The 15,700-nt window shown below is 44.7% G+C and carries 11 protein-coding genes; 5 read left to right on the top strand and 6 right to left on the bottom strand.

The genetic code is table 11. From position 1 onward, the window contains the following. The first annotated feature begins 30 nt into the window (after positions 1–30). Together NLG07_RS08395 and NLG07_RS08390 are read left to right on the top strand one after the other, a co-directional pair. Positions 31–786, top strand: coding sequence for an NRDE family protein (locus NLG07_RS08395; protein WP_254855020.1), 756 nt, complete (start codon positions 31–33; stop codon positions 784–786). Positions 787–877: 91 nt separating this feature from the next. Then, on the top strand, positions 878–2,068 hold the full coding sequence (locus NLG07_RS08390; RefSeq protein ID WP_254855019.1) for an amino acid aminotransferase: 1,191 nt from the start codon (positions 878–880) through the stop codon (positions 2,066–2,068). Positions 2,069–2,136: 68 nt separating this feature from the next. Here the strand turns inward: NLG07_RS08390 and NLG07_RS08385 are convergent, their stop codons facing one another. Both NLG07_RS08385 and NLG07_RS08380 read right to left on the bottom strand, forming a co-directional pair. Then, positions 2,137–2,874: an SDR family NAD(P)-dependent oxidoreductase gene (locus NLG07_RS08385; protein ID WP_254855018.1), complete on the bottom strand. Its 738-nt coding sequence runs from the start codon at positions 2,872–2,874 to the stop codon at positions 2,137–2,139. Between the two features lie 21 nt (positions 2,875–2,895). Continuing rightward, positions 2,896–4,650 (bottom strand): acyl-CoA dehydrogenase, encoded by a 1,755-nt coding sequence (locus NLG07_RS08380; protein ID WP_254855017.1) that lies wholly within the window; start codon positions 4,648–4,650, stop codon positions 2,896–2,898. Positions 4,651–4,859: 209 nt separating this feature from the next. Between NLG07_RS08380 and NLG07_RS08375 the strand changes: the two genes are divergently transcribed. Beyond that, complete coding sequence (locus tag NLG07_RS08375) at positions 4,860–7,148, top strand: TonB-dependent receptor (protein WP_254855016.1); 2,289 nt, start codon at positions 4,860–4,862, stop codon at positions 7,146–7,148. A gap of 165 nt (positions 7,149–7,313) precedes the next feature. On the opposite strand, the gene NLG07_RS08370 is transcribed toward NLG07_RS08375, so the two are convergent. Beyond that, positions 7,314–10,466 carry an efflux RND transporter permease subunit gene (locus NLG07_RS08370; protein WP_254855015.1) on the bottom strand — a complete coding sequence of 1,051 codons (3,153 nt, stop codon included), beginning with the start codon at positions 10,464–10,466 and terminating at the stop codon, positions 7,314–7,316. A gap of 3 nt (positions 10,467–10,469) precedes the next feature. Further along, positions 10,470–11,657 (bottom strand): efflux RND transporter periplasmic adaptor subunit, encoded by a 1,188-nt coding sequence (locus NLG07_RS08365; RefSeq protein WP_254855014.1) that lies wholly within the window; start codon positions 11,655–11,657, stop codon positions 10,470–10,472. A gap of 191 nt (positions 11,658–11,848) precedes the next feature. Here NLG07_RS08365 and NLG07_RS08360 point away from each other — a divergent pair, with 191 nt between their 5' ends. Next, positions 11,849–12,157, top strand: a complete 309-nt coding sequence (locus NLG07_RS08360) for an isoamylase early set domain-containing protein (RefSeq protein WP_254855013.1) — start codon at positions 11,849–11,851, stop codon at positions 12,155–12,157. An 83-nt stretch (positions 12,158–12,240) separates the two neighbouring features. Here the strand turns inward: NLG07_RS08360 and NLG07_RS08355 are convergent, their stop codons facing one another. Both NLG07_RS08355 and NLG07_RS08350 read right to left on the bottom strand, forming a co-directional pair. After that, positions 12,241–13,167, bottom strand: a complete 927-nt coding sequence (locus tag NLG07_RS08355) for an electron transfer flavoprotein subunit alpha/FixB family protein (RefSeq protein ID WP_254855012.1) — start codon at positions 13,165–13,167, stop codon at positions 12,241–12,243. Further along, complete coding sequence (locus NLG07_RS08350) at positions 13,164–13,916, bottom strand: electron transfer flavoprotein subunit beta/FixA family protein (RefSeq protein ID WP_254855011.1); 753 nt, start codon at positions 13,914–13,916, stop codon at positions 13,164–13,166. Before NLG07_RS08350 ends, NLG07_RS08355 begins: the two co-directional genes overlap by 4 nt. A gap of 135 nt (positions 13,917–14,051) precedes the next feature. Here NLG07_RS08350 and NLG07_RS08345 point away from each other — a divergent pair, with 135 nt between their 5' ends. Further along, positions 14,052–15,692, top strand: a complete 1,641-nt coding sequence (locus NLG07_RS08345) for an electron transfer flavoprotein-ubiquinone oxidoreductase (RefSeq protein WP_254855010.1) — start codon at positions 14,052–14,054, stop codon at positions 15,690–15,692. The last annotated feature ends 8 nt before the right edge of the window (positions 15,693–15,700 follow it).

The following is a 15,700-nucleotide window of genomic DNA, read 5'->3' as shown; positions in this document are numbered from 1 at the left end:
TCAAACCCTACCTAACGCACACGGATTGTTATGTGTATTTTGTTTATTGCTGTCAAACAACACCCAGATTTCCCCTTAATCATTGCTGCAAACCGAGACGAATTTCACGCGCGCATGACCTCGCCCTCACACAGTTGGAGTGATAATCCTCAGTTGTTTGCTGGACGAGATGAGCAAGCGGGTGGCACATGGATGGGGATCCACGCTTCCGGACGTATTGCGGCATTGACCAATATCCGAGCCCCACAGCGCGAACGAATGGACGCCAAAACCCGTGGCGAACTCGTCGTCAATGCCCTCGAAACGAGTGATGACAATATATTTTTGGAGACCTTGCGCAAAACGGCTGATGAGTACAATGGTTATAATTTAGTCTATGGCAGTACAGATTCGTTGTCTGTGTTCAATAGTCATTCGTTGGAACATCATCAACTTAGCCAAGGCGTTTACGGCTTATCCAATGCTTCCTTAAACACCCCATGGCCAAAAGTACAACTGGGTGTCGATTCATTAAATAAAGCTTGCCAGAAATCGGGAGAATTGGATATAGAAGATTTATTTGCGATTTTACACAATCGTGAGACCGCGTCTGATGAGCATTTACCGGATACTGGCATTGCCAAACCATGGGAAAAAATGCTCTCATCCATCTTCATCTGCTCGCCTGATTACGGGACGCGTAGTTCGACCATATTAACCGTCGATAATATCGGCAAAATGGATTGGCAGGAACGCAGTTACGATGCCAATGGGATTGAAACAGGACGTGTGCATCACCGCGGTTAAACAAGTGGTCGTATATGCACATTTTCAGTTCACAGAACCCAAAAAACTGGCATAATACCCTTTTATTGTAATGTCACATTAGGAATTTACCGTGTTTGAAGTTCTCCCTGCCCTTGCTCCCGATCCCATTCTTGGATTATCTGCCGCATTTAAAGCGGATACCAACCCCAACAAAATCGATTTAGGCGTGGGTGTTTATAAAGATGAAGATGGCAAGACCCCGATTGTCAAAGCAGTTGCTGAAGCTCAAACACGATTATTAGCCATTGAAGATTCCAAAACCTATATCACACCACAAGGTGTACAAGGCTTTATTGATGGCATGCTAGGACTTTTATTGGGCTCAGCCCACCCTGCGCTGATTGCAGACCGTGTCGCGGCAGTACAAGCACCCGGTGGTTGTGGTGCATTGCGCATTTTGGCTGAATTACTCACTCGTTGTAACAAAGACACCACGGTTTGGGTATCTGACCCAACGTGGGCCAATCATATTCCATTGATTGGCAATGCGGGACTTGAATTAAAAACCTATCCATATTTTGACAAAGCAAACGCATCGATACGTTTTGATGCCATGCTAGAGCAATTAAAAACCATTCCTAAAGGCGATGTAGTATTATTACACGCATGCTGTCACAACCCTACTGGTGCGGATTTGACACAAGCCCAATGGCGTGAGATCACAGCCGTTGCGCAACAACAAGGTTGGGTGCCGTTTATAGACAGTGCGTATTTAGGTTTTGGCGATGATTTAGAAACAGATGCTTACGGTATGCGTTATATGACCGAGCACTTACCAGAAGTCATGATTGCCGCGTCTTGTTCTAAGAACTTTGGTTTATATCGTGAGCGCGTCGGCATGGCAGCGATTATTACGAATGACAGCGCAACAAAATCCATTGCACAATCGCAAATTCAAAGCGTTGCGCGTGGCATTTACTCTATGCCTCCATCGTACGGCGGTGCACTGGTTGATATTATTTTGCACGATGCAGAATTGAAGCTAATGTGGGTTAATGAAGTCGATGAAATGCGTGAGCGCATGAAACAGCTTCGTGCCATGTTAGTCAGCAAGATGGCTGAATACGGTGCCAACAAAGACTTTAGCTTCGTCAACGAGCAAAAAGGCATGTTCTCTTTCTTGTGTATCACACCAGAGCAAGTACAAAAAGTCCGTGCTGAGCACAGCGTGTATTTTGTTGATTCTTCGCGTGTGAATATTGCGGGTATCAACCAATCTAACGTGGATACACTGGCCAAGGCCTTGGTGAGTGTGCTGTAACCTACACTAAGTCATTTATAAAGCCGAGTGTTTATTGAGACATTCGGCTTTTTTTGCTCTTCTGTAAATTAAGCCGTCATCCCCCCATCCAACGTCATGGCATGCCCTGTCATGAAGCTTGACTCATCCGATGCTAACCAGACTATCGCATTGGCAATTTCGTCGACATCACCCAAACGCTTCATTGGATTTGCTCCCACAATCGAGCGTTGCCCTTTTTCATCCATTATGGACAGAGTCCGACGCACCATATCCGTATCGATGAAACTCGGACACACGGCATTAATGCGGATATTTTGGCGAGCATATTCAACCGCTGCAGATTTGGTGATCCCAATCACCGCATGTTTGGTGGCTGAGTAAGCGGCAATCATTGGCGCAGAACGCAAGCCCGCCACAGAAGCAATATTAATAATGTTCCCCTGCCCTTGAGCAAGCATCTTATGAAGTGCCTGTTGCATGCACCACCACAAGCCTTTGACGTTGATATTAAGGTTTTTATCCAGCATCTCGTCGCTCACCAAATGCATGGGCGTTGGAATATGCTCTACACCAGCGTTATTGACCAATACATCCATCTTGTCGATGCTGGCAAACACGTCTAATACTGAGGATTTGTCAGCCACATCGAGTACATGTGTCGTGACGTTATCAGAGCCTAGTGTTTGGGCCGTATCCGCCAGTGATTGCGCATTGATATCGAGTAAAATCACATCATCGCCCAATGCCACAAAGTGTTTTGCCGCCGCGGCACCAATGCCTGTGCCGGCACCAGTAATGACGATGGTTCTGTTATTTTTAGCCATTTTGATCACCTCAATTTTTGATTAAAACCACGACACCTGGGTGTCTGCACACGTCGCATTCGCTTCTACTAACAACGCCCACGCCTGATGCATGGCTGGCATTTCCCAATCTGCATAATATTGCGCAGCTTGTATTTTGCCTTGATAGAAATCATACTTGTCACCTTGCGCATTATCTCTTGACGCATATGCCACATTCGCTTGTCTTAACCACATCCAACCAATGACCAGATGGCCACAATATTTCATCATATTGTCAGCGTTAGATAAGACCGCCTCTTGGTCCTCAGATTGCAACATCTGGGCAAGCACAGGTAATCCATCATTGAATTGAGTTAATGCGTCGCCTAATTTTTTGGCTAATTTAAGCGATACATCACCCTGTGCAGCTTTAATATCCTGCATCATCCTCTTTGCTAATAACTGACAACCGTCACCATTGGCTTGCCACAGTTTACGGCCCAACAGATCCAGTGCTTGAATGCCGTTGGTGCCTTCGTGAATAGGATTGAGTCGGTTATCACGCCAATATTGTTCCACTGGATACTCACGGGTGTACCCAGCGCCACCCAATACTTGAATCGCCAAATCGTTCGCTTTGGGGCCGTATTCACTTGGCCAAGCTTTGATAATCGGCGTCAGCAAGTCCAATAATAAAGCCACGTCTTTCGCTTTTTCAGCTGTGCTGGTCTTTTGCTCATCCAGCAAAGACGCCCCATAAAAACACAAAGCCATCGCGCCTTCGGTATAGGCTTTTTGTGCCAACAACATACGCTTCACATCGCCGTACTCCACAATCGCCCGTCCGCCTTGCATCCGGTCTTTGGCATAATTAAGCGCATAGCGATAGCCCTGATAGCCAATCATGGCAGCGCCAAAGCCCACACCAATTCGCGCTTCATTCATCATCATAAACATATAACGCAAGCCCTGATGCGGCTCACCAACAAGATAGCCATGACAGTCGTCATTTTCACCAAAGGTGAGCGCGGTCGACGTGGTGCCGCGATAACCAAGTTTGTGAATCAAGCCGGCTAATGTCACATCATTTCGCACCGACCAAGCGCCTTGTGCATCTTGTCGATATTTAGGCACAATAAACAATGAGATCCCTTTAACGCCTGCTGGCCCACCTGGGATTTTAGCTAGTACTAAATGCACGATGTTGTCAGTCAGCTCATGCTCGCCACCGCTGATGTAGAGTTTTGAGCCTTTGATGCGATAACTGCCATCTTCAGCAGGTTTTGCGCTGGTCGTAATCTCTGCCAAACTTGAGCCTGCATGAGGTTCTGTGAGTGCCATGGTGCCGCTAAACTGCCCGGTTAACATCGGCTCCAGAAACTCAGCTTGCAAGGCATCAGACGCACAATGTGCAATGACATTTGCCGCAGCACTAGTCAAAAAAGGATATGCTGTGGTACTTGGGTTCGCCGCCATAAAATAACTCGCACAAGCTGTCGTGATCGTCTCAGGTAACTGCATACCACCTAAATCGAAGGGAAATTTAGCGGCGATAAAGCCCGCGTCAGCATAATGCTGATAGGCGGTTTGCACATCATCCAGCATATAAATGCGCTGTCCATCGAACGTCGGTTCATTTGCATCTGCTAAATGATTGTGAGGGGCAAAATACTCACTGGCTATGGTATCAGCTGTGCGCATTACATCATTAAATGTCGCGACATCGTGCTCACCAAAAGCCTCGGTTTTAGTCAGTTCACTGGTCGCTAGACACTCATACACTTGAAATGGAATTTCGTGGGAATTAAACAGCATAACGTACTCTACATAAACTCATTATCTAGGACTAATTGTGACATAAAGGTTAACAAAACCCACAATCATTTTGTTGAATAAATAACTCTTTGTAAAATAAATAAAAAACAAGCGAAACAACCTGAGTCTAGAAAGATTAAGCAACACCTTATATAATCCGCACGTTCCACATAACTACACAACATTCCATTTAATTTTTAGGTGAATACATGACTGCTTTTAACAAGGCTTCTGTTGCGTTAGCTGTTGCTTTGGCATTTGGCCATGCACAGGCTGATGAAGTAACTAACGACGAATCTGTTTTAGAGACCATCACGGTCACGGCGCAAAAACGCACACAATCGATTCAAGAAGTACCGATTTCAATTGCCACATTAAACGGTGAGCGTTTTGAAAGTTTATTTTCAGCGGGTGACGACATTTTATCACTTGCCGTTCGCGTACCGGGTTTGTACGCAGAAAGCTCAAATGGACGAGTAGCACCGCGTTTCTATATGCGTGGCATCGGCAACACCGATTTTGACCTAGCGGCTTCACAGCCTGTTTCCATCGTCATGGACAATGTAGTAATGGAAAACGTTGTGCTTAAAAGCACACCCATATTCGATATTGAACAAGTTGAAGTCATTCGCGGTCCACAAGGGACACTATTCGGTCGCAACACAACTGCTGGTATCGTCAAGTTTGATTCTGTGAAACCTTCGGAAGATTTTAATGCTTATGCCAAAGTCGGCTTTGCCTCAATGGGCACACGCAACATTGAAGCAGCAATTGGCGGTGGCTTAACCGATACTATCTCTGCACGTGTATCTGTTCTAAATCAAACGCGTGATGACTGGATTGACAACGGTTTCTCGGGTCAAGATGATGCATTTGGTGGCTATGATGAAACAGCTTACCGTCTACAGTTTTTATATGACAATGGTGATGACTTATCTGCATTGTTACGCGTTCACGGTCGTGACCTTGACGGCACTGCATCGGTATTCCGCGCAAACATATTATCCCGCGGTTCACGCACACTGAATCAAAATTACGACCGCAATACCGTTTGGTATGATGCGAACCTTTTGGGCAATGGTTTTGATAACAACCCACAAGAATACGAAGGTAACGGCGTTTCTTTAACGGTTGAATACGATATGGATACTGTGTCATTCACCTCAATCACCGCGTTAGAAACGGCTGAAGGTTATTCATTAGGTGACGTTGATGGCGGTGTCGTATTAAACGAAGCAGCAGACATCAATGGTGACGGTTCAGTTGAAACGACCTTCCCTGGTTTTGTGCCTTTTGGTGCAGTCACACAAGACTTACTTAATGATCTTGAACAGTTCACTCAAGAAATTCGCTGGGCGAGCAATAACGATGGCCCTTACAACTGGCAAGCCGGTGCGTTCTTCTTTGACTCGTCATTTAACGTAACGTCTGTTGATGGGTTCTTTGGTGCATCAACCGTATTCCACGAGAACACCACATGGGCTGTGTTTGGTCAATCAACTTATGAAATCAATGACAAGTTAACTATTACTGGTGGTTTGCGTTATACCTATGATGAAAAATCATTAGTCGTGGGTGAGCAAAACGTCGATGGCTTTGCTTTGGTCATTGGTGCGGCAAGCGTTCAGGACTATGCAGACATCAATGTTGATGATGGCAAACTTAGCTACGAAGTCAGCTTACATTATACAGTCGATAGCGACACTGCGGTATTTGCACGCTATGCCAACGGTTTCCGCGCACAAACCATTCAAGGTCGTGATGTGGCGTTTGAAGGCGCACCTTCTGTAGCTGACGCAGAAACGATTAACTCGATTGAAGTTGGTTTCAAATCTGATTTACTTGAAGATACATTGCGCTTAAATGCGGCAGCATTCTACTATGTGATTGACGATTTACAGTTATCTGCAATTGGTGGTGGTGCTAACAACACTGCGCTAATCAATGCAGACCAAGCACGTGGTTATGGCTTTGAAGTCGATGCACAGTATGTTCCACATGACCAATTGGTATTCACTGCTGGCTATAGCTACAACAACACATCTATCAACGACCGCGCGTTATCTGTTTTCCCTTGTGGCGCAAACGCAACATTTGCCGGCAACTGTAACGTTCGTGATCCACGTACTGTAGATAACCGTGCATTAATTGACGGCAACCCGTTCCCGCAAGCACCTGAAACGGTATTTACGTTTACTGCACGCTTTGCACAACCGGTTGGCGACAATGCAGAAGTATTTGTCTTCACCGATTGGGCAGTCCAAGGTGAAACGAACTTGTTCCTATATGAATCAGATGAATTCAGAAGTGATGAAAACTTTGAAGGCGGTATTCGCATCGGTTATCAAGATTTTGAAAACAATTACTCTGTTGCATTATTCGGTCGCAACATCACAGACGAAGACAACCTTAAGGGCGGTATTGATTTCAATAACCTAACTGGTTTTGTGAACGACCCTGCAGTATGGGGTGTTGAGTTTAAAGTTGAGTTCTTCTAAGGCTTAATAATTTAACAATCGTGTATCAGTGAAAACGTACATACTGTTGTGGTATGTACGTTTTTTTGTGACTTAGATTTGTATTTACCAGTTATTGTTTACGAACAAAAAAGCGAGTAATGCAAATACATTACCCGCTTTAAAATTAAATTTTTAATGATGAAATTAAATGCGCTGCTCAGTCATCTCAGCCTGTCTCTGTGCCGCGTAGCTCTTACTGAAAAACGCCTTGATATCATCCAAAATCAAATACAGCGCAGGCACTAATAACAAGGTAATCACTGTTGCAAACAAAATACCAAACGCTAACGATATTGCCATGGGAATGACTACTTGTGCTTGTAGTGAGCGTTCAAAAATAATCGGTAGCAATCCCATAAATGTAGTTAAGGACGTCAGCACAATCGCTCTAAAACGCTGTCCCCCAGCCTGCATGGCCGCTTCAACCAGTGATGCGCCTTCTTTGCGTGCACGATTGACAAAATCCACCATGATCAAGCTATCATTCACTACTACCCCAGACAACGCGATGATGCCACAAATTGACAATACACTGACCGCTTGCCCCAGTACCAAATGACCAATAATCGCACCAACCATGCCAAAGGGAATGACCGACATGATGATCAACGGCTGCGAATACGATTTTAATGGAATGGCCATCAGCGCATAGATTGCAAATAACGCAAACAAGAAGCCTTGTAATAACGATACCAGTGCATCGCCCTGCTCCTTGGTATTGCCTTGCAGTTTAAATTCTACGCCGGGGTAACGCTTGAGATAATCCGGGATCGCCTTGGTCATCAAATCCTTCACAATCGTATTTGGCTCAATAATGTCTGAATTGACCTTTGCTGTGACGCTCACTGCACGTTTACCGTCTACTCGATTAATACTGGCATAGCCTTTGCCAATGTCGATGTCCGCTACCTGGGCAAAAGGAATTTCTTCGCCGTTGCTCGTGCGCACGCGCATGGTTTCTAGATGGCCAATCGAGCTGCGTTCTTCTTTGGGGTAGCGCACCATGACTTTGATTTCTTCATCATCACGCTGAATGCGCTGTGCTTCTGCACCATAAAAACCGTAGCGTACCTGTTGTGCTAAAGACGCCAAAGATAATCCTAAGGCTTCGCCTTCTGGACGGATATTAATTTGGATCTCATCGCTACCTTGGCTAAAACTATCATTGATATCCGACACCCCATCATACTGCTCCAAAAAGGACTCAAGCTCTTGTGCTACTAAACGCAGCTGCTCGACATCTTTGCCGCTGAATTCAAAACTCAAGTCAGAGCCACCGCCCGGCCCACCCGGATTACCGAGATTGAGCGCCTTGACTCCGGCCATTTCAGGAAGATATTTACGCCAAATATCCGCCAATTCAGTATCCTTGATTTCTCGTTCTTCCCCTTTGGATAATTCGACAAACACCTGTCCACCGAGGCTGCCCTGATCAAAGGCAATCGCGTGTTTGACTGCATCCTCACCGGTTTGCTCACGGACTTCGCGGTTCATTTCATCCAAGCCATCTAGCAACATGCGAATCGCTAGGTCACGCTGTTGCAAAGTCGAACCTTGCTCAAGCTCAACCGAGGCAAACATAAAATCAGATGGAATCGATGGGAAAAACACAAAGCGCACGATCCCACCTTGGAATAACCCGATGGTAATAATCAATGCGCCAACGAAACTCGCTAATGTGGTGTAGCGGTTTTTGATGGCTTTGCGCAAAAATGGCTGATAGGTGTTACTGATAAAGGACTTAATGCCTTCTGCAAAGATATCCCGAAAACGTTGAAACGCATTGGCTTTGCTTGGATCATACGGTTCCAATTTCATGTGCGCCAAATGCGCAGGCAAAATTAATTTGGATTCAATGAGTGAGAAGATCAAACACACGATCACCACGCCACCAATGGTTTTCCAGATCACGCCAAAGGTACCCGACACCATCATCATAGGCGAGAACGCCGCGATTGTGGTTAACACCCCAAATGTCGCAGGCATCGCCACGCGTTTGACACCTTTAATGACGTTGTCTACCGAATGCCCATCTTTATCAATTGCTGAATAGGCCGACTCCCCCATAATAATGGCGTCATCCACCACGATCCCCAGCACCAAGATAAAAGCAAAGAGTGAAATCATATTGATCGATACACTCAAAAACTCCATGGGCAATACCGCGAGTGTTCCCATGAAGCACACCGGCAAGCCCCATATCACCCAAAACGCCAAACGTATTTTTAAAAATAGGGATAACACCAAAAACACGAGCAAGGCTCCAAAGCCCATGTTTTCAAGCATCATATTCAAGCGGTCTGCCAAATAAAACGAACTGTCTCCCCATGTATCCGCTTGGATATTGGGCGGGAAGTTTTCTTTTTGCTCGGCGAGATACGCATTGACGGCTTTAGAGATTTCTAATGAATTTTGATCGCCAACTGCTCTTACCCGAATACTGATCGCAGGTTTACCATCAAAATAGGCAAAATTATTGTCTTCAATAAACCCGTCGTTAATAGTCGCAATATCCCCAAGATACAGCCGTGTGCCATCGGCACGTGAGATTAATACCAAGTTAGCAAAATCATACGCATCATAGGCTTGGCCTTTGGCTCTAAGTAGAATATTGCCGTTATCTGAACGAATGGCACCACCAGGAACGTCAATGGATGAGCGCCTTACCGCACTCACGACTTGATCAAAGGTCAAATTATACTGCTGCAAAGTCGCTTCAGAGACTTCAATTGCCACCTCATAAGGACGTGCACCGAGCACCTGAACATCAGATACCCCAGGTAGGTTAGCAATATCGTCACGTAAGCGCTTCGTAAAGTCTTTTAATTCTCGCTCGGTCGCGTCGCCATAAGCAGACACCCATAAGACATCTTGCGGAGCTTTAATACGATAAACCACAGGCTTTTCAGTATTCGCTGGAAACGTTGGGATCGCATCGACCTGTACCTTGACTTCATCGAGCAAGGTTTGTACATCATAATCGTCTTCGACTTCGATGGTGACCGTGCCTAGCCCTTCTACCGCTCGTGAAGACAGTTTTTTGATGCCTTCGAGATCTTTAATCGCTTCTTCTAATTTTAAAATTACTCCTTGCTCAACTTCTTCAGGCGCCGCACCCAAATATGGGACACGTACCGAAACGATATTGAGTTCAAAGGTCGGAAAGACTTGTTTTTGAATTTGAATAATCCCAAATACACCACCAAACAACAAAATCCACATCAACAAATTAGCTGCAACATGGTTGCGCGCAAACCACGCGATGATCCCTTTGTGAGTATTTATCGTTTCCGCCATCACTTACTCCACTGTGCTATTCGTTGAGGCGCTATCAGACGTTCTTGCCTCGCCAGCTAGGCGCACCGGCATTTGTGCATAGGCATTAGGAACGGCACTGGTAATAATTTGCTCTCCAGGTTGTAAACCAGCACTGATATAGATGTCGTTATCATCTGCGCGCTGTACTTCCACATCACGGATTTCAATACGATTGTTTTCATCAACCAACAACACGGTACCGTCTAAACGCACAAGATTGCGCGGTAAAACCACCATATCGTCTGCACTCAATCCAGTGATTTCTGCTCTGACAAAGGTACCATACCGCAATACTTTGTGCGCGGTATCTGCATTGCGTGCATAAGGGTCGCGCACTTCTGCGATGGCATAAATCACGCGATTTTGGCTGTTCAGCACCCCCTCATCGCGAGTTAAATTCGCAGGCCACTGTGTTGGTCGCCCCCCTACATTGGCACGCAAAATCACATTACCATCAGCAGAAGCATCCAGATTCAAATACGCTAAATCGCTATCGGTCAGAGGCAAACGTACTTCAGCCACATCAGTACTAGCAATTTGGGCTAAGACCATTCCGGTATTAACAAACTGACCTATATCAACATTCTTTTGCATGATCATACCGTTATAAGGGGCTCTAATGACAGTACGCTCTAAATTGCGCTTTGCACGTTCAAGATTGGCCTTTGCAGCCTGAAGGTTGGCTTTTTCACTGTCTAACTGGGGTTTACGCAAACCCAATTCTGGCGTGGTAGAAGGACTGCGCCCCACACTGCGCCATTCTTCCTCTGCCACTTTACCTCGTGCAAGTTCAAGTTCATAAGCTGCTTGCGCACGGGCAAGTTCTGCTTGAGCGAGTTGCAGTTCCGTTTTGCGATCCGCTTGCTCTAAGGTGATTAGGATATCTCCTGCGTGAAACATCCCACCGGTGACAAATACGTTCGATACGGACTCGATAATCCCAGAAACTTGACTGGTTAATGCGCTTTGTACTTTGGGTATCACCGAGCCTTGTGAACGAACGGTATACGTAATGTCAGTGACCTCAACCGGCATAACATCAACTAAAAACGCTTTTTCTTCGACTTCTTTGATATCAGGTTTGGGCTTGTTCATGATCAAAACCACCATGATTACCACAGCAACCAGTAAGATAAGAATAGGTAACCCAACTTTGCGAATAAAACTCATAAAAACTCCCAATGTACTGGCTTTATTTTACAACGAGGCATAACCTGTGAATATCATTTATGAGGGCTAAACTTGTTAGCAAATGTAAACAAAATACATACCTATTCAATGAAATTTAATTACAAAAAGATTGAGAATCCGAGCAATATATCTACAATTAATGTAGCAAAATTACATAAGGACCGTTATTTATGCCACTTAAGAAAACCTATCTCAAATCCAAAGACGAATGTAAGGTCACCTTTCGTTTACCCAAAGAACAAGCTGCAACAGCACAGACCGTAAAACTTATTGGTGATTTTAACGATTGGGAAACCCAAGTAAACCCTATGAAAAAACTCAAATCCGGAGAGTTTACGCAAACCATCAATTTACCTAAAAATAAACGCTATGCATTTCGCTATCTCGTAGATGATAAAGAATGGCAAAATGATTGGGCAGCAGATGCCTACATTCCCAACGAGTTGACCTTTGATGATAACTCTGTGGTTGAAGTGTAAAGGTGGATTTTGGACTCACCAATATTCTTAAAAAGACAAAAGGCTCATCCAACGATGAGCCTTTTTAATGATTAAGGAATATATTACAAAGAATTCTCTAATTCGGGCAATATCTCAAACAAATCCCCTACCAGTCCATAATCGGCCACTTGAAAGATAGGTGCCTCCTCATCTTTATTTATCGCGACAATGACTTTTGAGTCCTTCATTCCAGCAAGATGTTGAATGGCCCCAGAAATTCCCACTGCGATATATAAATCCGGAGCGACGATTTTGCCGGTTTGTCCTACTTGCATATCGTTCGGCACAAACCCGGCATCCACTGCCGCACGAGAAGCACCAATGGCGGCGTTTAACTTATCGGCAATACCTTCAAGCAGCGCAAAGTTTTTACCATTTTGCATACCTCGACCACCAGACACCACCACACTGGCAGCGGTGAGTTCAGGACGCTCAGACGCTGAGAGTTCAGCACTGACAAAAGAGGCACCATCTGTATTAAAAATCGACTCGATGGTGGTTACCTCGGCATTGCCTTCATAAACCACTGCATCAAACGCACTGGCTCGCACTGTCAGCACATGTTTTTTTGCGCTGCTTTGTACGGTGGCAATCGCATTACCAGCATAAATGGGTCTTACAAAAGTATCACTTGATTCGATCGCAATGACATCAGACAATTGTGGCACATCGCACAGCGCGGCCACTCGAGGCAAAAAGTTTTTGCCAGTTGTGGTAGCGGGCGCCAAGATATAATCGTATTCACTTGATAGAGAGTGCACTAGTAATGCAATGTTCTCTGCAAGCTGTGCAACATATTCTGACGCATCAGCCACCAAAACGCGTTCAACGCCAGATAATCTTACAGCATCGGCAACGACTGCTTCCACATTGTGCCCTGCAACCAATACATCGATAGGCGTATTGAGCGCACCAGCCGCTCCCACTACTTTGGCGGTTTCGCCTTTTAGATGTTGATTATCATGTTCGGCATAAATTAACGTTCTCATGCGATCACCTTGGCTTCGTTTTTTAATTTATCCACTAACTCGGCCACATCAGCCACCTTAATGCCTGCTTTTCGCTGCGCAGGTGGCGTTACCTTCAACGTCGTCAAACAAGCGTGTGGCGTCACTCCACTATCGCTCATATTGATTGACTCTAATGGCTTGCGCTTTGCTTTCATTATGTTCGGTAAGGTGGCATATCTTGGCTCATTAAGGCGTAAATCCGTAGTGACAATAGCTGGCAGTTTCAACGCCAACGTTTGCAAACCTCCATCAACTTCTCGTGTGACGTGCAGCTGTCCTTGTTGGAGGGATACCTTAGAAGCAAACGTCGCCTGAGGCATTCCCGTTAATGCAGCTAACATTTGCCCGGTTTGATTGTTGTCCGAATCGATTGCTTGCTTGCCTAATATCACTATATCCGGGGACTCTTGATCTACAAGATGTTTGAGCACTTTAGCCACATCGAGCGAGTCTAATTGATTAGGACCTGCAATGTGTATGGCGCGGTCAGCCCCTAAAGCAAGGGCGGTTCGCAACTGCTCAACCACCTCTGCGCTACCGATAGAGACAACAACGACTTCACCTGCTGCGCCAGATTCTTTTAAACGAATCGCTTCTTCCACAGCAATTTCGCAAAATGGATTCATGGACATTTTGACGTTATTTAAATCGACGGCAGTGTGTTCATTATTGACTTTGATTTTAACGTTGTAATCGACAACGCGCTTGATCGGAACCAGTATTTTCAATCTATTAATCCTCTACAGTGTTAGATAAACGCTAACCAAATGTAACACTTATGTAATCTACTTATAGTTTACGTTAACGTCAACCTGTATTACATTATTAATGAGTGAACAAAATTGCCAACAAAGAGAGTAAACATGACTCGAGAAATCATGGAATTTGACGTAGTAATTGTCGGTGCCGGACCGGCTGGCTTGTCTTGTGCTATTAAACTGCAACAAATGGCACAAGCCTCTGACCGAGAACTCTTGGTGTGTGTTGTAGAGAAAGGTTCTGAAGTGGGTGCGCATATTCTTTCTGGTGCCGTACTTGAAACAAGGTCTCTAGATGAATTACTCCCCAATTGGCGAGAGTTAAAAGCTCCGCTTTACACTCACGTGAGTAAAGATGAGATTTATTTATTAAATAACGCCCAAACATCAATTCGATTACCCAACTGGTTAACGCCAAACACCATGCACAATGAAGGTAATTTCATCGTATCAATGGGCAATGTCTGTCGTTGGTTAGCAGAACAAGCGGAAAACCTTGGTGTGGAAATATTTCCAGGGTTCGCCGCAGCTGAAACCATTTTCGAAGACGGTGAAGTAAAAGGCATCGTTACCTCAGAAATGGGTCGCTCGCGCAGCGGTAAAGAGAAACCAAGCTTTGTTCCAGCTATGGAGATCAGAGCAAAATACACTGTATTTGCAGAAGGATGTCGAGGCCATTTAGGAAAAAAACTCATCAGTGAGTTCGAATTAGATAAAGACGTTAAACAACCACAGCACTATGCCATAGGCTTTAAAGAAGTATGGGAAGTACCAGCCGATCAACATCAACCGGGATTAGTAGTGCACTCTGCTGGATGGCCATTGGGGAAAGCAACTGGCGGTGGTTATCTTTATCATGGCGATAATAATCAGGTTTATGTTGGCCTTATTGTCGATTTAAATTATTCCAACCCATATTTGAGTCCTTTTGATGAATTTCAACAATTAAAAACCCATCCTGTTTTTGCCAAACATTTAAATAACGGACAACGTCTTTCTTATGGCGCAAGAGCCATTGCAAAAGGTGGGCTGCATTCACTTCCACAAATGACTATGCCTGGGGGAATTATGGTGGGTTGTGAAGCTGGTACACTTAATTTTAGTAAAATAAAAGGCAACCATACAGCAATGAAATCGGGTATGTTAGCTGCCGAGGCGATTATTACTGCCCTGTTTGAACAGCAAAATATGGCAGATATCCATAATCAATTATTTAACGCTTCATGGCTCTATAATGAGTTGTATCGCTCTAGAAATTTTGGCTCTTTGATTCACAAGTATGGAAATGTGTTAGGCGGTGCCTTAAATATATTTGAGCAAAATTTATTTAAAGGAAAAACACCTTTAAATATTTACGATCTTGGTTCTGACCACAAATCACTGAAACCCGCAGAGCAATCGAAGGTAATTGAGTACCCAAAACCAGATAATAAACTAACGTTTGATAAGCTTTCATCTGTTTATATCAGTAATACCAATCACGAAGAAGACCAGCCCTGTCATTTGCTGCTCATTGATCCAGATTTACCTGTATCATTTACGCTTAAACACTATGCAGAACCTGCGCAACGATATTGTCCTGCTGGCGTATACGAAATCATTAAAAACGAGAGTGGCAAAGATGAATTTAAAATTAACAGTCAAAATTGCATTCATTGTAAAACATGCGACATAAAAGAGCCGAGTCAAAATATTTCATGGGTGCCACCTGAAGGTGGCGGAGGCCCAAATTATCCTAACATGTAAAAAACGTT

The organism is Alteromonas sp. LMIT006 (assembly GCF_024300645.1).
Classification (GTDB): Bacteria; Pseudomonadota; Gammaproteobacteria; order Enterobacterales; family Alteromonadaceae; genus Opacimonas; species Opacimonas immobilis.
The sequence above is the reverse complement of the archived record's forward strand: the minus strand, read 5'-3'. Positions and strand labels throughout refer to the sequence as shown.